Origin of the sequence: Chryseobacterium arachidis, from assembly GCF_900129245.1 — a bacterium.
In the GTDB taxonomy this organism is placed as follows: Bacteria; Bacteroidota; Bacteroidia; order Flavobacteriales; family Weeksellaceae; genus Chryseobacterium; species Chryseobacterium arachidis.
The window spans coordinates 1-23,158 of sequence record NZ_FQUT01000016.1 but is presented as its reverse complement, the minus strand read 5'-3'; the positions used below and the strand labels follow the sequence as shown (position 1 = coordinate 23,158).

The window sequence follows — 23,158 nt, the reverse complement described above, 5'->3', positions numbered from 1 at the left end:
AACCATGAAAACCAAAACATTATACAGACCCGTCGGAGAAAAAGAAATGATTTTAATTATTGGAAGCAATTTCAAAAAATTTCCTCCAAGACTCGAATGGCAACCCATTTTCTATCCCGTTTTGGATGAAGGCTACGCTTCCGAAATCGCAGAAAAATGGAACACAAGAGATGAAGCAGGAAATTATCTTGGATTTGTAACCGAATTTGAAGTATTAGAAGAAGTTGTCAATCAATATCCTGCGCAAAATGTTGGCGCTAAAAATCACAATGAACTGTGGGTTCCTTCGGAAGAATTGGATACTTTTAATCAGGCGATTGTAGGAGATATTAAAGTGACGAAAGTATTTATGGGAAAAGATTTTAAAGAACCTGCAAATGCTGATGTAGAAAATTTATTGTTAAACATAAAAAAACTAACGATGACCAATAAAGGAATGGCAAAAGATACATTGGAAATCTTGGCCAGGAAATATTATATAAACGAACACAACGAAAAAATAAATATAGAAAACGAACTGGAAGCTTCGATAAAAGGAACAGTTCTGTTTTACCCAGAAAAACTTTCAGAATTGGCAGACAACGAACTTCCTGAAACCCATTTTGAAACGCAGTTTGAAGTTTGGAGATGCAGTTCTTTAAAAGCGATTTTACAATTAGCCGAAGAAGAAAATCAGGAAAAACTGATGTGTTTGAATTTCGCATCAGCAAAAAATCCGGGAGGAGGTTTCATCAACGGAGCCGAAGCTCAGGAAGAAAGCCTGGCGAGAACTTCAGGATTGCATGAAAGTCTGCTTCAAGGTTGGGATTATTACAAAATTCATCGCGAAATGGAATCTTGTTTCTACACCGATATGATGATTTACAGCCCGAAAGTTCCTGTTTTCAGAAAGGATAAAGGTGAATTGTTGCCGAAACCGGTTTTATGTAATTTTATCACGTCTCCCGCGGTGAATGCAGGAGTTGTCAAACGTCAGGAACCGGAAAGGGCTCACGAAATTTTCGGAGCGATGGATGTAAGAACAGATAAAATGCTGGCTTTGGCTCTACATCGGGAAAATGAAACCTTAATTTTAGGAGCTTGGGGATGTGGTGTTTTCAAAAATGATCCGAAAGAAATTGCAGAATTGTTTAAAAAGCATCTTCACGGAAAGTATAAAAATAAATTTAAAAGAGTGGTTTTTGCGATTCTTTCAAAGAAAGAAGAGATGATACGACCGTTCGAAGAAATATAATGAGAACAAATAAACTTTTACTTGCTTCAAAATCCTTAAAGGGAATTTCTATTGGCGATGCTTTTGGAGAAAGTTTTTTCGGGGAAGAAAGTTTGATTAAAACCCACATTCATCAGAGAATTATTCCAGAAAGTCCTTTGGATTTTACCGATGATACGATTATGACAATTGCCGTTTTCAAATCTTTAGAAAAATTCGGCAAAATCAATCAGTATTTTTTAGCAGAAGAGTTTACGAAAAATTATTACTTGGACATCAACAGAGGTTACGGACCTTCGATGCATCAGTATTTCAGAGCGATAAAAAGCGGGGAAAATTGGAAAGATGTTTCTTATTCAAAATTTGAAGGACAAGGTTCAATGGGAAATGGTGGAGCAATGAGAGCGGCTTTAATTGGCGCTTATTTTTATGATGATTTAGTTCAGCTTAAACAAAATGCAGAACTTTCCTGCGAAGTTACTCACGCCAACAAAGAAGCAATAGAAGGAACAAAAGCCATTGCTTTGGCGGCAGCTTTTGCAGTTCAGGAAAAAGTGGGATTAATACAATTAAATCAACAGGATTTTGTTCAAAGAATTCAAAATGAATTGGATGATTCGGATATGAAAAGTAAATTGAATAAAGCGTTGTATTTAGATGGAAATCCAAGTGTTGAATTATTAGTCAAAACTTTAGGAAATGGAATCAAGATGACCGTTCAGGACACCGTTCCGATTGTTATCTGGATGCTTTCGAGATATAGAAACAATTTTGAAGATTGTCTTTGGAATACCGTTTCAGCTTTGGGCGACAGAGATACAACTTGCGCAATGGCTGGAGGAGTAAGTATTTTATGTTCCAATGAAAATACAATTCCAACTTGGATTAAAAATGTTGAAAACTGGAAAAACAGCAAATTTTGTGAAAATTGAATTAATAAAAGGTGACATCACCAAAATACAAGTAGACGCCATCGTCAACGCAGCCAATTCTTCCTTACTCGGCGGAGGCGGTGTTGACGGAGCCATTCATCGTGCAGGTGGAAAGCAGATTTTAGACGAATGTATCGAAATCAGAAACCGACAAGGAAAATGCAAAACGGGTGAAGCGGTGATAACAACTGCTGGAAGTCTTCCCGCAAAATATGTCATTCACACCGTCGGTCCGGTTTGGAATGGAAATGAGGAAAAATCTTCGAAATTATTGGCAAATTGTTATCAAAATCATTGAAATTGGCAGAAAGTCTTGATGTAAAAACGATTGCTTTTCCCAATATCAGCACAGGAATTTACAGGTTTCCAAAAGAATTGGCTGGAAAGATTGCTGTGAATGAGGTCAAGAAATTTAGTTCAGATGTCATCGAAAAAATTATTTTTGTCTGTTTTGATGATGAAAATGAAGAGATTTATAAAAAGCTTTTAGAAGAATGAGAAATAATAATTTCAGATTTGTAAATAATCCTGAAAATCAGAATGAGGGATTGACGGATGAAGAAATTGACAATCTTCAAGAAGAATCAAATTTGAGATTTCCAAAAGCTTATATTTCTTTTCTTCACAAAACAGGAAAAAAATCCAATGTTTTTCAGGTTGAAACAAATGCTAAAGAATTAAGAAAAATTCACGATGAATTGAGAGTGGAGCTGGATAAGCTTAATCTATTACAGAATCAAAATATTCTATGCATAAAAAAGTATGAAACCTTTGAAGAATATTTTAATTCAAATTTTGAAACGTATTATTTTTTTAATCTTTCTGAAAATAAATGGAATCCTACACTTTATATTTTTGGAGATGAATGTATTAATGAATTATGGAATGCTTTTGAAAAAAGAATAACGAAAGTGAAAGGAAACAATTTCATTGCATTCATTAATGAAGAGACAGATAAAAAATATGGAATAACGATAAAGCAACATTTTAAGAATATTCCTATGTATATAATTTCAATACCAATCTTTATTCTTTTAATAATATTATTGGGGGTTGAAGCTTTAAGAGAAAAAATTTTAAACAAATGAAAAAACTAACCATATTAACCGGCGCAGGAATCAGTGCCGAAAGCGGGATAAAAACTTTCAGAGATGGAGACGGTCTTTGGGAAAATCATAGCATTACGGATGTGGCAAGTCCGGAAGGATGGCGAAAAGACAGATCTTTGGTTTTGGAATTTTACAATCAGAGACGCCGTCAGCTTCATGAAGTGGAACCCAATGATGCGCACAGATTATTGGCAGAACTAGAAAAACATTTCGAGGTTCAGATTATCACACAAAACATTGATGATTTGCACGAAAGAGCAGGTTCTACAAATATTTTGCATTTGCACGGAGAATTATTCAAATCATGTTCCTGCAACAATAAAAATCAGGTTTACGAACAAAAAGACGACATTAACATTGGCGATAAAGCGGAAGACGGAGCGCAGTTGCGACCTTTCATCGTTTGGTTCGGTGAAGATGTTCCGTTGATGAAAGAAGCTACAAAAAAAGCAAAAGAAGCGGATATTTTTCTGGTAATCGGAACTTCTTTGCAGGTGTATCCGGCTGCAGGATTAATTCACGATATCAAAGATGATTGTCTTTTAATTGTCATCAATCCCAACGAAACCGGTTTTGGATACGGTCAAAGAGCCGTTGTGATGAAAGAAACGGCAACGCAGGGAATGAAATTGCTGTTTGATAAATTGGTAAATCTTGCGTAATGGAAAATAAAGTAAAAGCAGGAATCTTCGGAGTTTGTATCGGTGATGCTTTGGGCGTTCCGGTGGAATTTAAAACTCGAGAAACCTTAAAGAGATTTCCTGTTGAAACCATGCAGGAATTCGGATCCTGGAATCAACCGAAAGGAACCTGGAGCGACGATAGTTCATTAACGCTTTGTATTGCAGAACAATTAACTAAAGAATATGATCTTGAAAAGATTGGAGAAAGCTTTGTGAAATGGGTGAAATATGGACATTGGACAGCTCATGGAAGACTTTTCGATATTGGCGGAACAACAAGGCATTCCATTGCAAGATTAATGAAAGGAGAAAGCGCCAGATTTTCAGGTAATATCTTTGAAGAAGACAATGGGAATGGTTCTTTAATGAGAACTCTTCCCCTAGCTTTTTATCTTAAAGACGAAGAAAATATTGAGAAATTATATCAAACCGTAAAAGAAGTTTCATCGATTACTCACGGACATTTTCGTTCAGTTTTTGCATGTTTTGTCTATGTGATTTTTGCCATTGAATTAATTAAAGGAAAAGATAAAAAAGAAGCATATCATCATACCCAAAAAATAGCTTTGGAATTTGCAGAAAATCAAGTTTTTAACCCAAAAGAGATTCAGCTTTTTGATAGAGTTTTAAAGAATGATATTTCAAAATTTCATGAAGATACAATCAGCTCCGGAGGATATGTTCTTCACAGTTTAGAAGCCTCATTATGGTGTTTTCTCAATTCTGAAAGTTATGCTGAAGCAGTTTTAAAAGCAGTCAATTTAGGGGAAGATACCGATACAACCGGAGCGATCACAGGAGGAATTGCCGGAATTTATTATGGTTTTGAAAGTATTCCTGAGGAATGGACTAATGTATTGGCGAGAAAAAATGATATTGAAAACTTATGTATTAAATTAGAAACTCAATTAATGAAATAAAATTAACCATGAACGAACAAAGAAAGAAAAAAATAAGCAAATTTATCAGCTTAGTTCTAAGACATAAACCTGAAATTATCAATTTAAATTTAGATGAAAACGGCTGGACAAGCGTGGATGAATTAATAACAAAATCAAAAAGAGATTCCTACGAAGGCTTTACCTTCGAAGAACTCGAAGAAATGGTGGAAACCAACGATAAAAAACGTTTTATTTTTAATGAAGATAAAACCAGAATCCGGGCAAACCAAGGGCATTCGATTGATATTGATTTAGCATTGAAACCACAGCAACCGCCGGAATTTTTGTATCACGGAACGGCTGAAATAAATAGGGATTCTATTTTAGAAAAAGGAATCGAAAAAAGAAACCGGCAACATGTTCATTTAAGCCAGGATAAGGAAACCGCTACCAAAGTCGGAATGCGTCACGGAAAACCTCTTATTTTGATTATTAAAACAAAAGAGATGTTTAATGATGGAATTGAGTTTTATCTTTCCGAAAATAATGTCTGGCTGACTGATTTTGTGGATGCTAAATATATTTCAAATTAAATGAAAAGAACATTAGCAATAGGCGACATTCACGGAGGGTTCAAAGCTTTGAAACAGGTTTTGGAAAGAGCCAATGTCACTGAAAATGATAAATTAATTTTTCTTGGAGATTATGTCGATGGCTGGAGTGAGTCTTCCAAAATCATCCAATTTCTGATTGAACTCTCAGAAAAGCAGGAATGTATTTTCATCAAAGGAAATCATGATGAATGGACGGAAGACTGGCTTTCTTTCGGAAATGCTCCTGATATCTGGCTTTTCAATGGGGGACAAAGCACGGTTGATAGTTATTCTCAGTATTCTTTAGAAAAATTGGAAACCCATTTGGAATTTTTTCAACGAATGAAAAATTATTATATCGACGAAGATAACCGCTTGTTTATTCATGCCGGTTATTCTTCTATGCACGGCCCTGAAAAAGAAGTCTATTCCAGCAATTACCGTTGGGACAGAACACTGTGGGAAACCGCCGTTGCGATGGATCAAAAACTATCTAAAAATTCTGAATTGTATCCGAAGAGATTGCTTTTATACAATGAAATTTTCATTGGCCATACGCCGACTTTGCATTTGGGAATCAAAGAACCGATCAATAAAGCCAATGTATGGAATTTAGATACCGGAGCTGCATTTACCGGAGCATTGACCATTATGGATGTTGATACCAAAGAATTCTGGCAAAGCGACCCGCTTCCTAATTTATACCCTGATGAAAAAGGGAGAAATAACGATTAATGTAAGACCTAAAAACCGCTAAGGTATTAAATATAAACATCTTCGCTATCTGCAAAATCTGCGAGAATAAAATATACATCAATTTTATCATTCCGAACATAAACTGAAGGTTACGAACGAAGTTCAGAAGTGAAGAAGCTCTAAAAATAAAGTTGAGATTCTTCCTGCGTTAGAATAACAAGCCGCACGCAATAATTAAAAATTCAACATTCAGCCTTTGCTGAGTGAAACGCCTTTGTGAACGAATAATATACAGAACAAATGTAAATAAAATCTTTGCGACCTTTTCGGTAAAAAAATCATCGATTTTTCAGTTTTAGAAAAAAGAAAGTAATTTTAAAGCTCGAAATATTACCTCAATGAAACTGAAATATCTCATATTTTTTCTTGGCTCAATTTTAACCTTTGCACAGACTCAATTTCAGACGCCTTTCGAAAAAGGAAATGGAAACCAAACCGTTACTTATGATGAGATGAATGTGTATTATCAAAATTTAGCGAATAACTTCAATACCATTCAGTATCTGAAAAAAGGCGAAGACGACAACGGAAAACCAATTTACATTGTTATTTACAATCCTTTTCCTGAAAAAGATGTAGAAAAACTAAGAAAAGAAAAAGCAATTTTATTGGTCAATAACGGAATTCATCCCGGCGAACCTGACGGGATTGATGCCACAATGATGTTGATGCGGGATTTAGCGACAAAGAAAATCAAAACTCCACAAAATTTTATTATTGCAGCGATCTCAGCGTACAATGTAAGCGGAATGCTGAATCGTGGTTCGTTTTCCAGAGCTAATCAAAATGGTCCTGAGCAATATGGGTTTAGAGGGAATGCCCGAAATTATGATCTAAACCGTGATTTTATTAAAGCTGATACAAAAAATGCAAGAAGTTTTCAGGAAATTTATCAATGGCTGAAGCCGGATGTTTTTATTGACAATCATGTAAGTAACGGGGCAGATTATCAGTATACTTTTACTTATATTTCAACTTTTAAAGAACGTTTGGGACATGTTTTGGGTGAATATTTTTACCATAATTATCAGGCTAAAAATCTTGAAGATCTAAGGAAATTAGGTTACGAAAGTACACCGTATGTCAATATTCACGGTGACGTTCCGGAGGTTGGTTTTGCTTCGTTCGAAGATTCTCCGAGATATTCTACAGGTTACACGACTTTATTCAATTCTTTGGGAACGGTTCCAGAGACACATATGCTGAAACCTTATGACAAAAGAGTAGATGCAACGTACAAATATATACTCGTAAATCTTCAGAATTTAGATAAGGATTATAAAAAGATCAAACAGCTTAGAATTGAAAATTTAAAGCAATATCAAGCCGGAAAACAATATGGAATTCGCTGGAAAATAGATTCTACGAAATATTCTACAATGGATTTTAAGGGTTTTGAAGGAAAATATAAGCCAAGCGAAATTTCCGGAAAGCCAAGATTGTATTATGATCGAAATAAACCGTTTACGAAGAAGATAAAGCTGTTCACAACGGCAGTTCCGACGGGATATATCACGATTCCTAAATATTATGTGATTCCTCAGTCGCAATATCGTGTCATTGAAGAATTGAAAAGAAATCAGATTCAGATGAAACCGATTCAGAAAGACAGTACAATTGCCGTTGAAGCTTATAAAATTAATGATTTTAAAACTGTAAAAAATCCTTACGAAGGTCATTATTCACATTTTGAGACAACGGTTGAGAAATCTAATAAAAACTTAAATTTTTCTGCAGGAGATTACATCGTCCCGACGAATCAGGAAGGGGTGAAATATATCATCGAAACCTTAGAACCAGAAGCATTAGATTCATTTTTCAACTGGAATTTCTTTGACGGAATTTTAACACAGAAAGAATACTATTCAACGTATATTTTTGAAGATACAGCAGCAGAATTATTGAAAAAAGACAAAGATCTGAAACAAAAATTCGAAGCCCAAAAAGCATCAGATAAAAAATTTGCCGACGACGGAACAGCACAACTGAACTGGATTTACAGAAATTCTCCTTCTTTCGAAGAAAAAACTTTCAGACAGTATCCGATTTATAGAATTTTATAAGTTGAAAAATAAATTGCCCAAAATTTGAGGCTATGCTTCGTCACTCCGGGTGATTTTTCAAAGCAAAGCGTAGGAAAATTGTATCGAGAACCTTCAATTAAACTAAACTTCTCGATACACTCCATTTTATTCCGTTACTCGAAATGACGAAGCTCAGATAATTTTTAGTTATGATTAAATTACTGATAATCAAATAGTAATTTCCGTAATTTTCACACGTGAAATTGTTGTTTTTACTGATGAAATTTAATTTTTATCAGACGAAATTTGCTTTACTGAAAACCAATAAAAACTAACATTTATGGCAACTAAAAAGCAATTTTTCGTTTCATTGGAAGGCGTTGACCTTACAGACGAACAGCTAAAAAACATCGACAGAGGAATTCAGAATGTCGTGCTTTCTGAACTCTCAAAAGTAGACAACACCCAGGCTTTTGGCGCTCATAGAAATTTCAGGGAGCTGATAAGACCTTTGAAAGTGAAAGACTGGTTTCCTTGGGGAATTATTATTTTCAAGCCGGGAATAGACTTTAACAAGCAGATATTGGACATCCAGACCAAGATAAAAGGATATGGAGGCTAGTTTCAATTCTTCAAAAAAGATGTGCCCCAGTTACGTTGGAAAAGTTGGGGCACAGCTTTTTGGAGTCGTCAATAAAGACGGAAAAGTGCAGTTTATTACACCTCTTACCGTTACAGAAGATTTTCTTGAACAGAATGAAAATCTCGAACAAAGATTTCGTTTTACAGGGAAATGTGTAGAAAAAGGTTGTGCCCAATGGAATCATGAAGAATCGAAATGCTCTTTATCCACAAAAGTTCAGAATTTGGCTTTAAATCAAAATAAAGAATTGTCATTTTGCCCGATCCGTTCACAGTGCCGATGGTTTTTTCAGGATGGAAATGAAGCCTGTCTTTCCTGTAATGAGATTACAAGAAATATGGAAGAGCTGTTGTTAAAATTTGAAAAATAAAAAAGACGCTTCAAATAGAAACGTCTTTTGTGTTATTTTGGTAAACCTCTTTTATAAGCAATTTCTGCTCGTTTGATGGCTACTTTTTCTTTCCAGTCCATGTACTTCTTTTTGAAGTTTTTCTTCATGATGTCGTCAAATTTACGCTGAACAGTAAGATTCCATAGAGAATGCGCTTTCACCGCCCAGGATTTATCCCAGGCTCTTAAAGAAATAGAGAAGCTTCCGTCTAAATATTTCATCCAGTGCCACCATCCGGTTGGCATAAACAGTGTGTCACCATGCTCCAGGAAACATTCAATTCCCTCAATACCATCCAAAGCTGGAAATTTCTCAAAATCAGGATTGTCAATGTCATAATCTTCTAATGCATACGTTGCATATGGAAGCTGATACAGCCTTTCTCTCCATTTATATTCGAAAAGTTTCACATGTTTTCTTCCGTTAAAATGTGTGTGAAAGATATGTGCCATATCAATATCATAATGAAGGAAGGTTACCGAGCCTTTTCCGCCAAAAAACATGGATGGATATTTATCTAAGAACCCGCCCATTAATTCTTTTGGAGAAATGTAGTCATTAAGAAGCTTATTGGCATGTTTTATAGGATCAAAAAAGAAAATTCTCAGATCCGTAGGTTCTCTCTGAATAAGATCGATATAATCCGCAAACTTCATTTTTGCGCTAGGTGTATTAATGGGAGCAGCAGGATCTGCCTTCGAGCTGTCGTACAACGGAACTTCCACATCTCCTACCACCTCCTTCATATATTCCATTGTCCATTTCTGGTACGCAGGCCATTTTTTCGCCATGTTTTTAATAACAACAGGCTTTCTCGGCTTTAGATATTTTTCGATAAACTCTTGTTGTGTAATGTCATCTACTATATCTATAGGCTTTAAATTAATTCCCATTTTTTAAAAGTTTAATGTTACAAAATTATTAAATAAAAATATATGTTAACATCTTTAAGTATTTTTTAATCTATGATTCAAATCATTTTTAACTATTTAGACTAAATAAATATACCACAATGCTTTACAATGGAAACTCAATTTAGGAAAACAAACTCGAAAATTATCACTATGTTTGTAGTTATAAAAAATGGTTTTAACCTTTTGCATTTAAATCAATCTTTAATGATGTGTAACAAAAAATAATAACCAATAACTAATTAGGCAAATAATAAATTATGAAAAAGAGAATTTCTGTATTCCTGATGATTTTTTTCTCCGTGCTGTCCTTTGCACAGAAAACCGTCTCAGGAAAAATTACAGATGAAGACGGCGTGGCAATTCCCAGTGCAAGTGTAACAGTGGAAGAACCGGGCAAAGATGCGATTCTTGCGTATGGGATTACCAATGCGAAAGGGGAATATAAAGTAACCTTCACATCTGCAGAACCCAATGTAGATCTAAAAGTAAAAGCGTTTAATCAGAAGCCTGTTACCAAGCAAATAAGCAACAGCGATCAGACCTTAACCTTTCAGATGCAGGGGGAAGCCACAGAAATTAAAGAAGTAAAGCTTAAAACCAAAATGGTTACCGCAAGAGGAGATACCATTTCATACGACCTTAAAGCTTTCGACAGCAAAAGCGACAGAACGTTAGCCGATGTTCTGAAAAAAATGCCGGGAATTGAAGTCAATACAGACGGAACGATTCTTTACCAGGGCAACGCGATCAATAAATTCTATGTCAACGGAAAAGACTTGATGGAAGGAGGATACGGAACAATCAACAACTCGCTTCCGAAAGACGCCGTACAAAAGGTGGAGGTTCTGGAAAATCACCAACCCGTAAAAATATTGCAGGATAAAGTACCCTCTGATCAGGCAGCGATCAACATCAAACTAAAAAATTCAGTAACGATGACAGGTAGAGGAGAAGTCGGAGTTGGCGGAAGCCCTTTACTGTGGAACGTTAAATTAACGCCCATGTTTTTCGGACAGAAAAGCCAGTGGGTAGTGAACTACAAATCGAATAATACAGGAGAGCAGGTAGAAAATGAAGGAAATATTCTGTCTTTTGGAAACAGATTCGAAGGAAAAAGGATCAACGCTTCTCAAAACGACTGGCTGAATGTAGAAAATGCGAGCACACCAAATCTTCCTGTAAAAAGATATCTCATGAACAGTGTTCATTATATCTCTGCAAACTACCTTACCAATATTGATAAGAAAAAAGAATGGGAGCTGAAAGCAAATGCAAACTATACAAATAATGCTGTTGAAAGAGAATCTTATAGCAAAACAGATTATTTTGCTACGACAGATACTCCTGCATCGACAGTATTGCAAAATATTCACAATAATTTCTATACAGATAAGGCAAAAGGAGAATTAATTTTTACAAAAAATGCTAAAAAAGGATTTTTCAAAAATACCACAAGCTTTTCTCAATATTGGAATGCAGACCGAGGAATTGTTGACAGAACGCTTAATAGTTCTACTAACTCTACAAGACATGGGGAAGAAGCAGTAGAATCACCTACTACATCTTTCCAAAACTCATTGAGTACAATCATTCCCTGGAAAGAAAAAATGGTAAATATCTTGTCATACATAAGCTATCAGACGGATAGACAAAGCCTGGATGTTTCTCCGTCATCTTATTTGGAAATTCCTGGATTTCTTCCTACATCTACGGATTTTGTAAGTCAAAATTTAAGGCTTAAAACTTTTGAAGCGAATCACTCTGCAAATATTGGTTTTTCTACAAAAGGATGGACATTTACTCCAGAAGTTGGATTTAATTTTAAATCGACTGATTTAGTTTCGAGCTTGTCAAATATTATAACAAATCCTTTTACCAGTCCAAATGCTACACCAGTTTCACAATACAACAATGATTTAAGTTATACTACTGCGACACCATATGGAAGCTTGGGAGTAAATTATAAAAACGATTCCTGGATGTTATATGCCAATTTCCCGGTTAATTCAAACAACATTAAGGCAGAAGATCCTTTAAGATTAGTAAATAAAGAAGTAAATAAAGTAACATTTGAACCCAGTATTTTTGCTCAATATACATTTGCCTCTTTTTGGAAAGCATCAGTAAATGCAAATATCAACAACAATTTTGGGGAAATTAACACGGCATATTCCGGATTTTTAATGACTTCACCAAACGGAATCAGCACGATGAATCCTAACAACCCGATTCCTCAAAATAATAATAAATCTGCGGGTACAAGGATAGAGTACAGAAACCCATTGAATAATTTATTCTTTAATATTAATTATAGATATTCAGACGCAAAAAGAAACTTAATATCTAATCCGACAATCGTTGGAGGTTATACTGTTATGGAATATTTAGAGAGAGATAATCATATACTAAACAATGGATATAATCTTGAAGTAGGAAAATATTTTCCAAAATTTAAAACGAATGCTTCTGTAAGCTATAGTAATAATACGGCAAAATCTGATGCTTTTCTGAATAATGATTCTTATACAAACAAGAATAACAGTCAATCAATGGGTGTGAAGTTCAATAATACTTATTTCAGCTGGATGAGTATTGATTATAATGCAAGTTTCTCCAGAACAAAACAGACAAGCACAGGACGGGTAATTTCTAATGCTGCAAGAAAAGGATTTACACATAATTTAGGCCTTTTCTTCTATCCGATCGAAAATCATACAATTGGATTTAACTGGGACCAGGTAAATACAAATGCTGCTAATGAAAAATATAACAATGGATTCTATGATCTGTCCTATCAGTTTACGTGGGCTAAAAAGAAAATTGATTTCGAAGTGAAATGGATGAATATAGCCAATAAAAAAGTATTTGAAACATATGATATTAATACAAGCAATATTTCTTACACAAGAATCCAGCTTCGTCCAAGCCAGGTAATGTTTACTGTAAAATTCAATTTTAAATAAAAAAATAAAACAAATAAATAGAAAAACCAATCTCAGCGAGATTGGTTTTTTATTGAAATCATAGCTTAATTTAAAAATTCGGATTATCCGCAGACGGACCATAGCTTCCCGGCAACGGAATATCATTCAGTCTGTAATATACACCCAACTGTGCCCGATGGTGCGTAATCTGATTCAGGCTGTGACGGATAGAGCCATATTTCGTCCATTTAGCCAGCTCTTCTCCATTGTTTTTCAAAGCCCAGGTTTCGGTGAGGTCATTTTCTTTGGCACTGTTTAAAGCTTCTGTACTCAGTTTGTAATTTTCATCCAAAACTTTCAGCAGATCTTCCCTTGTCAAAAGTTGTTTGGGTTTATAATCTGTTGTTGCAAAATCCAGATCAGACGTTTTCAACATTACATCTGCCCAGCCGAAAACTTCACCGATATGCGTGGCAAGGTGCATCATTTTCATGCTTTTTTCATGAGGCGCATAATCATTTTTACCCTCTGGATAAACTTCAAAAAACTTTCGGGTGGTCTGATATTCGTCCTGAAGCTCGTTTTTAAATTGTGATAAAGTGTCCATAATAATTTTGTTTTTAGCATTTTAAAGTTAAGATTTTTAACGAATAAAATATTTTAATAAAATCAAAAATTTCGAATACGGGATTATTAATATATTGAATGTCATTTGGGAAGATGTGTTTCAAAAAGGAAAAATCCAAAAAAAGGAAATGGATTTTTCTGTTCATTGAACGGTAAAGTTATATTCTCAATGACCTGAGACTATCCATAAAATTGGTGGGAAACTATATTAAAAAAAATAAATCAAAAAAATCTGTAACATATTCTTACATCTGAGAACTAATTGTATAAACAGTATAAAAAATGAAAAAACTATTTTCAATATTCTTTATTGCTATTTTCGCTTTTGCAAGCGCTCAGGATAACGAATCGAAAGAAACTGCCAACCGTTTCTTTTACGAATTAACATTTAAACCTAAAAAAGATTCTGCAAAGCTTGATAAGGTAATGGCGGCCCTTGACATCGTAAAGGACAGATCGGTTTACAGAGACTTTACGGCTGTAGGTCAGGATTCAATTCTTAAAGTTCAGTTTGAAGCCATGCAGAAAGCGGGAGTGTTTAAGGATTTATCGAAATCTTTCAAAATGCCAAAGTTTTCAGAGAAAATCGTAAAGCATTATCCGGATATGAAGCTGCAGTATGTAGAAAGAATTGCAAGCGGATTCTCACCAATGAGTATAGCGTATACAGATACACCGAAATTCGAGTGGAAAATATCCAATGATAAAGCGAAGATCGGAGAATACAATACACAGAAGGCAACGACTGAATTCGGAGGCAGAAAGTGGATAGCTTGGTTCACTACAGATCTTCCGTTTCAGGACGGCCCTTACAAGTTTTCAGGACTTCCGGGGCTAATCGTAAAAATTGAAGACGAAGGTAAAAACTATTCTTGGGTACTTCAGGGGAATAAAAAAGTTCCGAACTGGGACGAATTAACATACATGGAAAAACTTTCCAACCTTAGCTTGAAGGTAACGGAAATGCCAAGAGAGAAATTCGAAAAAACATTCAACGATTTCAAGAAAGATCCTTTTGCGTCCGCAAGGCCTATGATGACACAGGCGATAATGTCTCAGACGATCCCGGGTATGGACGGAACTGTGGGAGATATGATGAAGAAACAGGAGAAAATGTATAAAGATTTTTTCAGTGCCAATGATAATCCGATTGAAATAACTGTTCAAACGACAGACAAGAAGAAAAAATAAACATTTCATATCAACTAAATTATATTTAAATCAACCCAAATGCATTCTTGTGTTTGGGTTGATTTCTTTCATAAAACCTGTTATTTAGATTAAATTTAAATAGCGTATATTTGCAGATACAAAATTGGCTTTGAAAGTGAAGGATTTACATAAGTTGAGCAGATTTCCCAAAAACAAAATGGGGAAAATTCTGGGGTATGATAATGACAGTCTTAAAATGCCCAACAAGATCATAGAAATGGGGCTTCTTCCGGAAACCTCGTTCAGGATTTTGTATCAGGCACCTTTCAGCGGACCGATGTATGTAGAGTTTGGAGAAGAAAAAAGCCGTATCGCTCTTCGTGAAGAGGAGGGAGATTTTATTATTGTTGAAGAATTGAATTGATGCAGGAAAACAAGAAAAAACAGGTACTTTTAGTCGGAAATCCTAATGTTGGAAAATCAACGGTTTTCAATGCGCTGTGCAGCGACAAGAAGCAAAAGACCGGAAATTATGCAGGGGTTACGGTAGCAAGCCATTCCGGAAACTATACATATAAGAATGAGGAGGTTGAAATTGTCGATTTGCCTGGATCTTACAGTATTTATCCAAGTTCGGAAGATGAGGCCATTTTTTCTAAATTTCTGATGGATCATCAGAAAGATTATGCAGGTGTTATTTATATTCTGGAAGCATTAAGTTTAAAAAGAGGGTTGCTTTTATTTCAGCAGATTCAGGATTTGGGAGTTCCGATGATTTTGGTGGTCAATCAGATTGATCAGGCGGAAAGGAGAGGGATTGACATTGATATTCAAAAATTTTCAGAATCTTTAGGAATTAAAATCATTCAGACCAATGCTAAGAAGCAAATCGGTATTGATGAGATTAAAGAAGCTGTTTTACATAATAATTTCGTTAACTCAAACGGACAAAGCTTTGAAATACCTAATGAACATAAAGATTTTATTCATAAAGTAGCAGTTCATAAAGGTTTTGAAAACGAATATAAAGCTTGGCTGAGCTTATCTTTAGGAACAGATTCGGCAAAAATAGATTCTATTGTTGAGCAAATGAACGCTCCCGATTCAAAAAGCTTGGTTCCGAAAAGATTACAGGTTCAGGAAACGGTGAGAAGATATCAGAAAGTAGATAAAATTCTTGCAGATGTTATTACCAAAAAACCTCAGTTCAAAGAATTAGTGACGGAGAAATTAGATAAAATCCTCGTTCATAAATTCTGGGGATATATTGTTTTCTTAGCTATTTTATTAATCATTTTCCAAAGTGTATTCTTCCTCGCGGAATATCCTATGAATTGGATAGATGATTTATTTGCCTGGCTGGGAGCCTTTACGGGCGAACATTTACCGGAAGGGCCTTTAAATTCATTAGTTTCCAACGGAATTGTTCCGGGAATCGGGGGAATTGTGATTTTCGCGCCACAGATTGGTATTTTATTATATTTCCTTTATTTATTGGAAGATTCGGGATATATGGCGAGGGTTGTTTTCTTGATGGACAGGATTTTACGGCCTTTCGGATTAAACGGAAAAAGTATTGTTCCTTTAGTTTCAGGAACGGCCTGTGCGATTCCGGCAGTGATTTCAACAAGAAATATCGAAAACTTAAAGGAAAGATTATTAACGATTTTGGTCACGCCTTTTATGACGTGTTCTGCAAGGCTTCCCGTGTACAGTATCATTATTGGATTAATTATTTCTGATAAAACTTTTCTAGGAATAAAATACAAAGCTTTGGTCTTGATGGGAATGTATTTATTAGGATTTTTCGTGGCATTATTTTCTGCGGCCATTCTTAATAAATTCATTAAAAATAAAGGGAAGACCTATTTGGTAATGGATTTGCCAACGTATAAAAAACCTCTTTTTGCTTACGATTTTAAAATGGTTTTGGGTAAAGTTTGGGATTTCATTACAGGAGCGGGAAAAATTATTTTCATTGTAAGTATCATCATTTGGTTTTTAAGTTATTTCGGGCCAAAACAAAAACCGGATCAATTCGTTGCCACAAATGTTGAATTAGATCATTCTTATTTGGCAAAAATGGGAAAAGGAATTGAACCTATAATTGCTCCGCTTGGCTACGATTGGAAAATGGGAGTTGGGATTTTGACAAGTTTTGTAGCCCGAGAAGTGTTTGTAGGAACTATGTCTACTTTATACAGTTTAGAAGATGATGCTCCGGAAGTAAAAGTAATTGATAAAATGAGACGAGATGTAAAACCGAACGGCGAAAAAGTCTTCAGTTTTGCAACAGGAGTTTCAGTGCTTTTATTCTACGCATTTGCAATGCAGTGTATTTCTACACTTGCAGTAGTTTACAGAGAAACCAAAAGCTGGAAATGGACTGGCTTTCAGGTTGTGATGATGACAGGTTTGGCATATTTTGTGTCGATGTTTGTGTACCAAATATTAAAATAATGGACTCTTCATTAATTTTACAATATGTAATCGTTTTTCTGGTAGTTGCTTTTGCATGTTATTCTTTATTCAAGATACTCAGAAAGAATTTTGCGCCTAAGAAGTTCAGTTCCAAAAGAACCAACTGCGACAAAGATTGCGGATGTTCATAAAAAAATAACATTCCTGTGGAAAACTAAAAAATGGAGTTGGTTTTATTTTTTCTAATTTTGCCTAGTTTTAAAAACACAAAACAAGTAAAAATCAAACGCGTAAAACACTCAGAATGTCATTAATAAAAAGTATTTCAGGAATCCGGGGAACAATCGGCGGAAAAGTAAATGATAACTTAACACCGCTGGATGTCGTAAAATTTGCTTCGGCATTCGGAACTTGGCTTCAGAATAATAAAAATAAAAAAGATTTAACGTTGATCATCGGAAGAGACGCCAGAATTTCTGGTCAGATGGTTTCTTCTCTGGTGACCGCAACGTTACAGGGGCTTGGAATCAACGTGATTGATTTGGGTCTTTCTACCACTCCAACCGTAGAAATTATGGTTCCGGAACTAAAAGCAGACGGGGGAATTATCCTTACCGCTTCCCATAATCCCAAACAATGGAACGCTCTGAAATTATTGAATGATAAAGGAGAATTCATCAGTGGCGAAAATGGTGCAGAAGTTTTGGCTTTGGCTGAAAGCGAGGACTTCAATTATGCAGAAGTGGATGATTTAGGAAAATATGAAACCAGAGACGATGCTTTTGATATTCATATTCAGCAAATCCTGGACTTGCCAATGGTAGATGTTGAAGCGATTAAATCTAAAAACTTTAAAGTTGTTTTAGATGCTGTAAACTCTACAGGAGGGATCGCAATTCCAATGCTGTTGGATAAATTGGGTTGTGAAACAGTGAAATTATATTGCGAGCCGACAGGTCATTTTCCACATAATCCTGAACCGTTAAAGGAACATCTGGGAGACATCTGTGAATTGGTGAAAAAAGAAGGCGCTGACTTAGGAGTTGTTGTAGATCCGGATGTTGACAGATTAGCTTTGATCGATGAAAAAGGTGAAATGTTTGGGGAAGAATATACTTTGGTTGCCGTTGCAGATTATTTATTGAAAAATAAAAATGGGGTAGCAATTTCAAATCTTTCTTCAAGCCGTGCTTTGAGAGACGTTGCTAAAACTCATAATTCAGAATATTTTGCAAGTGCTGTGGGCGAAGTAAACGTCGTTACCTTGATGAAGGAGAAAAATGCAGTGATCGGCGGTGAAGGAAACGGCGGCATTATTTATCCGGATTTGCATTACGGAAGAGATTCTTTGGTCGGGATAGCATTGTTTTTAACGCATTTGGCAAAAGAAAATAAAACTGTTTCTGAGCTGAGAGCAGGATATCCAAGCTATTTCATGGGTAAAAAGAAAATTGAGCTCACTCCGGAAATTAATGTGGATGATATTTTAACTAAAATGGAAAAAGAATATCAAAATGAAGAGGTTTCTACCGTTGATGGAGTGAAAATAGATTTTGAAAACAATTGGGTTCACCTTAGAAAGTCGAACACAGAACCGATTATCAGAATCTATACGGAGGCTAAATCTCAGGAAGAAGCCGACAGATTGGGTGATGAAATGATAGCTAAAATCAATAGTCTGATTTAGTAAAAATTAACATCTGTTTCATCATTTTAATCGTAATTATTATTAAATTTATAGTACTAAGATTTTCAGAACAGAGTATTTGTATATCTCATCTCTCAAGTCTTAAATCTTAAAACTGTTTTATATTGGAAGAATATTTTGGAAATGAACTTGTAAAAAAGTTCGAGGAAATGATGGAAAACAATGATGAATTCTACTTTGATACAGAAGAGTTAGAAGACATTATTGTTTATTATCTGGAGCTGGGAGACTTTAATTATGCCGATACTGCGGTAAGTTATGGTTTAAAGCTTCATCCCAATTCCTTAGATATCAAGATCAAAAAACTTGAAATTCTTCTGGAATGGGAAGATTATAATACTTCGAAAGAACTCATCGATGAACTCAAAGGTTCTTCTATGGAAAATACAGACTTTTTAGTTTGTTATGCGAAGTATTATTCGAATTTAGGAAATCCTAGAAAATCCATTGAAATTTGTAAAAAAGCTTTAGAACTGAAAGAAGAAGAAAACTTCCTTCACAATTTTATTGCGGATGAATATGTGAATTTAGGAGATCCTTTTAACGCTCTTAAACATTACAGACAGGCTCTGAAGGAAGATCCTACAGATGAGTATTCTTTAGAAAACTCTATGATCTGCTTTTCTGAACTGAATAAGAACGAGGAGGCGATTGCCTTTCTTAATGAATATTTGGATGAATTTGCCTACTCCGAGGTGGCTTGGTTTGAATACGGCCAGTTTTATTTCAACAGAAAAAATTACGAAGAAGCAATAAAAGGATACGACTATTTATTGGCAATCAATTCAAATTCTGTTGGAGTATATGCTAATAAAGCGGCTTGTTATGAAGCTTTAGGACAATATAAAAAAGCTGTGGAGGTGTATGAGGAAATGCTGGAATTGGAATACACGAAAGCGTTTACCTTCTATAAAATCGGTCTTTGTTATAAAGCTTTAAAGCAACCGACCGTATCGTTAAACTTTTTCCAGAAGTCGCTGAGAGAAGACCCTCAGTTTTATCTGGCGATGATGGAGCAGTCTTATCTTTATGAGGAAATGGGCGGAATGTCTGAAGCTTTGCACTTTGCAAGAGAAGCAACTCATTTGAATGAAAATAATCTTGATTATCAGAAAAGACTGGCATTTTTGTTCATTGATTCCGGAAGGTTTGAAGAAAGTCTTTCCTGCCTGAAAAAATTGGTTGATGTGGAGCCGTCCAGGTTTTACAACTGGTATGCTTACTCTGAAGTATTGATGCTTTTGGGTGAATATGAGGAAGCGGTTACCATTCTCAATAGCGCTTTAAAGGCACATCACAGAGCGGAACTGTTTTATCAGCTAAGCAATTGCTATTTCAATCTTAAAGATCAGGAAAAAGGAAAAGAAGCGCTTTCGAAGGCTTTGGAATTAGATTCTTCTTTGGTTTCGGATATGCAGAAAAAATATCCTTTCATTAAAGATGAAGTGAAAAAGGCGAAAGCTAAGGTTAAGAAGAAAAATTCGGAAGGCTAAAGTCCGATGATAAAAGCTGGAAGTTTTTACTCCTAATCGTTTTTGAATTCATTAAATTTTAAATCAAATAAAAATCCTGCAGAGATGCAGGATTTATTTTTTTATAACATTAGGTTTTGCCCTTAAAAAGATCAATCCGGCAATAATAATGGCAGTTCCTGCAAATTGAATGATACTTAGCTTTTCACCGTCTAAAAAGCCCCAAATGATCGCTACAATAGGCATCAGTAAAGTAACTGTGGATGCAAAAAGAGGAGTGGATACTTTTAGAAGTCGATAATTCATCATCATCGCCAGTCCGGTTCCGAAAACAGATAATAAACTTACAAACATCAGTCCTGTTAAATTATCTTCATTAAAAGTAAATGTTGAAAAAAATCCTGTAAAGGTAAGGGCAATAACCGACGGAAAAAACAGGACAAAAGAAAACACAAAAGCCGATAAAACAGTGGAAGAAATTTCCATCAGTTTAGATTTTACTGTTGTAGTGCTTAAAGCGTAACAGAATGTTGCCAATAGTAACAGTAAAATCGGGATCAGTTTAAGTTTTCCGCCTTCTCCGTCACCTCCGAACGCGAGCAGGCAAACCCCTGTAAAACTGATTAAAGTTCCGACGATTTGTTGTTTGGTCGTTTCAAATTTCCAGATTAAAGCACCGACAATAATCACAAAAATCGGCATCATCGAATTGATAATTCCGGCAATACTGCTGCTGACTTCTGTTTCGGCAATCGGGAATAGAAACATCGGGATGAAATTTCCTGTAAATGCTGCCAAAAGCAACCATTTTAAATGTTTTTTCGGGAATAATTTATACTTGGAAATCGCAATCGGCATTAATATAATTCCGGCAATCAGAACCCGCAAAGCTCCGACCTGGTAAGGATTGAAATGTTCTAAAGATTTTTTAATTAAAATAAAAGAAGATCCCCAGATAATACTTAAGATTATCAGAAGAATCCATTTTTCTTTATCTGCGTTCATTGTTTTCGTATAAAATTTTTAAAAATTCTTTTTTAGGAATCATTCTGGCGCCTAAACTTTCTAAGTGGTCGGTATGAGACTGGCAGTCAATGAATTCAATTTCGTTTTTATGAGTTTCAATAAAATGAATAAATCCTGCTTTGGAAGCATTGCTTACTTTGGCAAACATACTTTCGCCACAGAAAACATTGCCGATCTGAAGTCCGTAAAATCCGCCAACCAATTCTCCATTCTGCCACACTTCGATGCTTTTCGCCAAGCCATATTCATGCAGCTGAATGAAAACTTCCATTAATTCATCCGAAAGCCAGGTTCCGGTTTGTCCTTTTCTGCTGGTTTGCTGGCAATTTTTAATAACTTCCCTAAAATTCTGATTTTCCGAGAAAGTGAAAATGTTTCTGTTTAATATTTTCCGCATTGATTTTGAAACCTTCAGCTCTTCCGGATACAGAACAAATCTAGGGTCGGGACACCACCAAAGAATTTCTTCCTCAGGATTGTACCAGGGAAAAATGCCTAATTGATAAGCAAACCAAACTCTTTCTATAGACAGGTCGCCACCAAATGCAATCACGCCTTCGTGTCCGTCATAAACTTGCGGATCGGGGAATGAAATTTCGTTTTCGTCTAATCGAACCATTTTTTGAGGAAAAAAAATCCCACTTAATAAAGCAGGATTTATATTTTCAGTATTATCTTTTAATTAAAAAGGTAAATCATCATCGTCGTCTCCGGCAAAAGGATTTTCGTTGGAAACTGAAGAGGCAGACTGAGAAGGGGCTGCATGAGTAGGCTCAGAAGCATTGTCAAGAACTTTTTCTACTCTCCATCCTGTAATAGAGTTGAAGTATTTTGTTTCGCCCTGAGGAGAAACCCATTCTCTCCCTCTGATGTTGATTCCTACCTTTACATTCTCTCCTTCTCTTAAATTATCTAATAAACTGATCTTATCAGATAAAAATTCTATGTTTATCGGCTGCGGATACTGCTCCTGCGTCAAAATAACCATTTCTCTCTTTTGGAAGCCGCTCGCAAATGTTTGAGCATCAAATATTTTCTTTACCGTTCCTTGTAATTCCATATCGTAATTATTAACGTGGTAAAAGTAAGAAAATCAATCGTAATAAAGGGTACGTGGAAAAAAAAATGTAAAAATTTTAATTTTTTTTGCTGAAAAGTTTGGAGGTAAAAGAATTTATCCTATCTTTGCACCACTGAAAACGAGAAAACGAAACAAGTTCTTTAAAAAATAAGTTTTCATAATAAAAAACGCGGATGTGGTGTAATTGGTAGCCACGCCAGACTTAGGATCTGGTGCCGAGAGGCGTGGGGGTTCGAGTCCCTTCATCCGCACAGTATGCGAAAATAGCTCAGCTGGTAGAGCACAACCTTGCCAAGGTTGGGGTCGCGGGTTCGAATCCCGTTTTTCGCTCCACGCCTGCCCTGGTGGTGGAACTGGTAGACACGCAGGACTTAAAATCCTGTGCCTCTTTTGGCGTGCGGGTTCAAGTCCCGCCTGGGGTACAAGACCCTCTGTAATTTATTACGGAGGGTTTTTTGTTTTAGATGTTTACGAAACGATTCTTCAAATTTCTTTTTTGCATGGAATAAAATCGGATCAGTCTCAAAAGTTGGGGAGAAAATAAAAATAGTAACTTTGTGGAATGTTAAATGATGCTGAAATTCTGAAATTATTCTTACCCGAATTAT

The 23,158-nt window shown here is 35.5% G+C and carries 21 protein-coding genes, 3 tRNA genes and 1 pseudogene; 20 read left to right on the top strand and 5 right to left on the bottom strand.

Annotated elements, in window-relative coordinates:
- The first annotated feature begins 4 nt into the window (after positions 1 to 4).
- The 11 genes and pseudogenes from BUA89_RS19825 to BUA89_RS19770 all read left to right on the top strand — a co-directional run bounded on the left by BUA89_RS19825 (position 5) and on the right by BUA89_RS19770 (position 9,204).
- Positions 5 to 1,234, top strand: a complete 1,230-nt coding sequence (locus BUA89_RS19825; RefSeq protein ID WP_228420639.1) for a TIGR02452 family protein — start codon at positions 5 to 7, stop codon at positions 1,232 to 1,234.
- Positions 1,234 to 2,145 (top strand): ADP-ribosylglycohydrolase family protein, encoded by a 912-nt coding sequence (locus BUA89_RS19820; protein WP_072962855.1) that lies wholly within the window; start codon positions 1,234 to 1,236, stop codon positions 2,143 to 2,145. Before BUA89_RS19825 ends, BUA89_RS19820 begins: the two co-directional genes overlap by 1 nt.
- Positions 2,075 to 2,643, top strand: a pseudogene (locus BUA89_RS23535) (O-acetyl-ADP-ribose deacetylase). The gene BUA89_RS19820 and the pseudogene BUA89_RS23535 overlap by 71 nt, the downstream one beginning before the upstream one ends.
- Positions 2,640 to 3,233: an SMI1/KNR4 family protein gene (locus tag BUA89_RS19805; RefSeq protein ID WP_072962845.1), complete on the top strand. Its 594-nt coding sequence runs from the start codon at positions 2,640 to 2,642 to the stop codon at positions 3,231 to 3,233. Before BUA89_RS23535 ends, BUA89_RS19805 begins: the two are co-directional and overlap by 4 nt.
- Positions 3,230 to 3,916, top strand: a complete 687-nt coding sequence (locus BUA89_RS19800; RefSeq protein ID WP_072962841.1) for an SIR2 family NAD-dependent protein deacylase — start codon at positions 3,230 to 3,232, stop codon at positions 3,914 to 3,916. The genes BUA89_RS19805 and BUA89_RS19800 overlap by 4 nt, the downstream gene beginning before the upstream one ends.
- Entirely contained in the window at positions 3,916 to 4,857 is a 942-nt protein-coding gene (locus BUA89_RS19795; RefSeq protein ID WP_072962838.1) for an ADP-ribosylglycohydrolase family protein, read from the top strand. Before BUA89_RS19800 ends, BUA89_RS19795 begins: the two co-directional genes overlap by 1 nt.
- Positions 4,858 to 4,865: 8 nt before the next feature.
- Positions 4,866 to 5,411, top strand: a complete 546-nt coding sequence (locus BUA89_RS19790) for an RNA 2'-phosphotransferase (RefSeq protein WP_072962834.1) — start codon at positions 4,866 to 4,868, stop codon at positions 5,409 to 5,411.
- On the top strand, positions 5,412 to 6,146 hold the full coding sequence (locus BUA89_RS19785) for a metallophosphoesterase family protein (RefSeq protein WP_072962830.1): 735 nt from the start codon (positions 5,412 to 5,414) through the stop codon (positions 6,144 to 6,146). It begins immediately after the preceding gene.
- Positions 6,147 to 6,505: 359 nt separating this feature from the next.
- Complete coding sequence (locus BUA89_RS19780; protein WP_072962826.1) at positions 6,506 to 8,230, top strand: M14 family metallopeptidase; 1,725 nt, start codon at positions 6,506 to 6,508, stop codon at positions 8,228 to 8,230.
- A gap of 301 nt (positions 8,231 to 8,531) precedes the next feature.
- Positions 8,532 to 8,813 carry a hypothetical protein gene (locus tag BUA89_RS19775; protein WP_072962823.1) on the top strand — a complete coding sequence of 94 codons (282 nt, stop codon included), beginning with the start codon at positions 8,532 to 8,534 and terminating at the stop codon, positions 8,811 to 8,813.
- Between the two features lie 19 nt (positions 8,814 to 8,832).
- Complete coding sequence (locus tag BUA89_RS19770; RefSeq protein WP_143152409.1) at positions 8,833 to 9,204, top strand: hypothetical protein; 372 nt, start codon at positions 8,833 to 8,835, stop codon at positions 9,202 to 9,204.
- A 32-nt stretch (positions 9,205 to 9,236) separates the two neighbouring features.
- Here the strand turns inward: BUA89_RS19770 and BUA89_RS19765 are convergent, their stop codons facing one another.
- The gene (locus BUA89_RS19765; RefSeq protein ID WP_072962816.1) at positions 9,237 to 10,118 is read right to left on the bottom strand and encodes a cupin-like domain-containing protein; all 882 of its coding nucleotides are present in this window, start codon (positions 10,116 to 10,118) and stop codon (positions 9,237 to 9,239) included.
- Positions 10,119 to 10,396: 278 nt separating this feature from the next.
- Between BUA89_RS19765 and BUA89_RS19760 the strand changes: the two genes are divergently transcribed.
- Entirely contained in the window at positions 10,397 to 13,102 is a 2,706-nt protein-coding gene (locus tag BUA89_RS19760; protein WP_072962813.1) for a hypothetical protein, read from the top strand.
- A 70-nt stretch (positions 13,103 to 13,172) separates the two neighbouring features.
- Here BUA89_RS19760 and BUA89_RS19755 read toward each other — a convergent pair whose 3' ends face one another.
- On the bottom strand, positions 13,173 to 13,670 hold the full coding sequence (locus tag BUA89_RS19755; protein WP_072962810.1) for a DinB family protein: 498 nt from the start codon (positions 13,668 to 13,670) through the stop codon (positions 13,173 to 13,175).
- Positions 13,671 to 13,972: 302 nt separating this feature from the next.
- Between BUA89_RS19755 and BUA89_RS19750 the strand changes: the two genes are divergently transcribed.
- The 5 genes from BUA89_RS19750 to BUA89_RS19730 all read left to right on the top strand — a co-directional run bounded on the left by BUA89_RS19750 (position 13,973) and on the right by BUA89_RS19730 (position 20,464).
- Positions 13,973 to 14,881, top strand: coding sequence for a GLPGLI family protein (locus BUA89_RS19750; protein WP_072962807.1), 909 nt, complete (start codon positions 13,973 to 13,975; stop codon positions 14,879 to 14,881).
- 130 nt (positions 14,882 to 15,011) lie between these two features.
- Complete coding sequence (locus tag BUA89_RS19745) at positions 15,012 to 15,266, top strand: FeoA family protein (RefSeq protein WP_072963081.1); 255 nt, start codon at positions 15,012 to 15,014, stop codon at positions 15,264 to 15,266.
- Positions 15,266 to 17,302: a ferrous iron transport protein B gene (gene feoB / locus BUA89_RS19740; RefSeq protein ID WP_072962804.1), complete on the top strand. Its 2,037-nt coding sequence runs from the start codon at positions 15,266 to 15,268 to the stop codon at positions 17,300 to 17,302. The genes BUA89_RS19745 and feoB overlap by 1 nt, the downstream gene beginning before the upstream one ends.
- Positions 17,303 to 17,567: 265 nt before the next feature.
- A complete protein-coding gene (gene glmM / locus BUA89_RS19735; RefSeq protein ID WP_072962801.1) occupies positions 17,568 to 18,950 on the top strand; it encodes a phosphoglucosamine mutase in 1,383 nt (460 codons plus the stop codon).
- A 125-nt stretch (positions 18,951 to 19,075) separates the two neighbouring features.
- The gene (locus BUA89_RS19730) at positions 19,076 to 20,464 is read left to right on the top strand and encodes a tetratricopeptide repeat protein (protein WP_072962798.1); all 1,389 of its coding nucleotides are present in this window, start codon (positions 19,076 to 19,078) and stop codon (positions 20,462 to 20,464) included.
- A gap of 93 nt (positions 20,465 to 20,557) precedes the next feature.
- Here the strand turns inward: BUA89_RS19730 and BUA89_RS19725 are convergent, their stop codons facing one another.
- The 3 genes from BUA89_RS19725 to BUA89_RS19715 all read right to left on the bottom strand — a co-directional run bounded on the left by BUA89_RS19725 (position 20,558) and on the right by BUA89_RS19715 (position 22,529).
- Positions 20,558 to 21,448, bottom strand: coding sequence for a DMT family transporter (locus tag BUA89_RS19725; protein WP_072962794.1), 891 nt, complete (start codon positions 21,446 to 21,448; stop codon positions 20,558 to 20,560).
- Positions 21,435 to 22,088 (bottom strand): leucyl/phenylalanyl-tRNA--protein transferase, encoded by a 654-nt coding sequence (gene aat, locus BUA89_RS19720; RefSeq protein ID WP_072962790.1) that lies wholly within the window; start codon positions 22,086 to 22,088, stop codon positions 21,435 to 21,437. The genes BUA89_RS19725 and aat overlap by 14 nt, the downstream gene beginning before the upstream one ends.
- A gap of 63 nt (positions 22,089 to 22,151) precedes the next feature.
- Positions 22,152 to 22,529, bottom strand: coding sequence for a DUF3127 domain-containing protein (locus BUA89_RS19715; RefSeq protein WP_072962787.1), 378 nt, complete (start codon positions 22,527 to 22,529; stop codon positions 22,152 to 22,154).
- A gap of 190 nt (positions 22,530 to 22,719) precedes the next feature.
- Here BUA89_RS19715 and BUA89_RS19710 point away from each other — a divergent pair.
- The 3 genes from BUA89_RS19710 (at position 22,720) to BUA89_RS19700 (ending at position 22,972) form a co-directional block, all read left to right on the top strand.
- Positions 22,720 to 22,801: transfer RNA gene (locus tag BUA89_RS19710), tRNA-Leu, on the top strand.
- 6 nt (positions 22,802 to 22,807) lie between these two features.
- Positions 22,808 to 22,883: transfer RNA gene (locus BUA89_RS19705), tRNA-Gly, on the top strand.
- A gap of 5 nt (positions 22,884 to 22,888) precedes the next feature.
- Positions 22,889 to 22,972: transfer RNA gene (locus tag BUA89_RS19700), tRNA-Leu, on the top strand.
- Positions 22,973 to 23,158 lie beyond the last annotated feature (186 nt).

Bases quoted from the DNA above. Each gene is read 5' to 3' on its own strand.
- BUA89_RS19825 (WP_228420639.1), top strand. From the start codon at position 5: ATGAAAACCAAAACATTATACAGACCCGTCGGAGAAAAAGAAATGATT.
- BUA89_RS19820 (WP_072962855.1), top strand. From the start codon at position 1,234: ATGAGAACAAATAAACTTTTACTTGCTTCAAAATCCTTAAAGGGAATT.
- BUA89_RS19805 (WP_072962845.1), top strand. From the start codon at position 2,640: ATGAGAAATAATAATTTCAGATTTGTAAATAATCCTGAAAATCAGAAT.
- BUA89_RS19800 (WP_072962841.1), top strand. From the start codon at position 3,230: ATGAAAAAACTAACCATATTAACCGGCGCAGGAATCAGTGCCGAAAGC.
- BUA89_RS19795 (WP_072962838.1), top strand. From the start codon at position 3,916: ATGGAAAATAAAGTAAAAGCAGGAATCTTCGGAGTTTGTATCGGTGAT.
- BUA89_RS19790 (WP_072962834.1), top strand. From the start codon at position 4,866: ATGAACGAACAAAGAAAGAAAAAAATAAGCAAATTTATCAGCTTAGTT.
- BUA89_RS19785 (WP_072962830.1), top strand. From the start codon at position 5,412: ATGAAAAGAACATTAGCAATAGGCGACATTCACGGAGGGTTCAAAGCT.
- BUA89_RS19780 (WP_072962826.1), top strand. From the start codon at position 6,506: ATGAAACTGAAATATCTCATATTTTTTCTTGGCTCAATTTTAACCTTT.
- BUA89_RS19775 (WP_072962823.1), top strand. From the start codon at position 8,532: ATGGCAACTAAAAAGCAATTTTTCGTTTCATTGGAAGGCGTTGACCTT.
- BUA89_RS19770 (WP_143152409.1), top strand. From the start codon at position 8,833: ATGTGCCCCAGTTACGTTGGAAAAGTTGGGGCACAGCTTTTTGGAGTC.
- BUA89_RS19765 (WP_072962816.1), bottom strand. From the start codon at position 10,118: ATGGGAATTAATTTAAAGCCTATAGATATAGTAGATGACATTACACAA.
- BUA89_RS19760 (WP_072962813.1), top strand. From the start codon at position 10,397: ATGAAAAAGAGAATTTCTGTATTCCTGATGATTTTTTTCTCCGTGCTG.
- BUA89_RS19755 (WP_072962810.1), bottom strand. From the start codon at position 13,670: ATGGACACTTTATCACAATTTAAAAACGAGCTTCAGGACGAATATCAG.
- BUA89_RS19750 (WP_072962807.1), top strand. From the start codon at position 13,973: ATGAAAAAACTATTTTCAATATTCTTTATTGCTATTTTCGCTTTTGCA.
- feoB (WP_072962804.1), top strand. From the start codon at position 15,266: ATGCAGGAAAACAAGAAAAAACAGGTACTTTTAGTCGGAAATCCTAAT.
- glmM (WP_072962801.1), top strand. From the start codon at position 17,568: ATGTCATTAATAAAAAGTATTTCAGGAATCCGGGGAACAATCGGCGGA.
- BUA89_RS19725 (WP_072962794.1), bottom strand. From the start codon at position 21,448: ATGAACGCAGATAAAGAAAAATGGATTCTTCTGATAATCTTAAGTATT.
- aat (WP_072962790.1), bottom strand. From the start codon at position 22,088: ATGGTTCGATTAGACGAAAACGAAATTTCATTCCCCGATCCGCAAGTT.
- BUA89_RS19715 (WP_072962787.1), bottom strand. From the start codon at position 22,529: ATGGAATTACAAGGAACGGTAAAGAAAATATTTGATGCTCAAACATTT.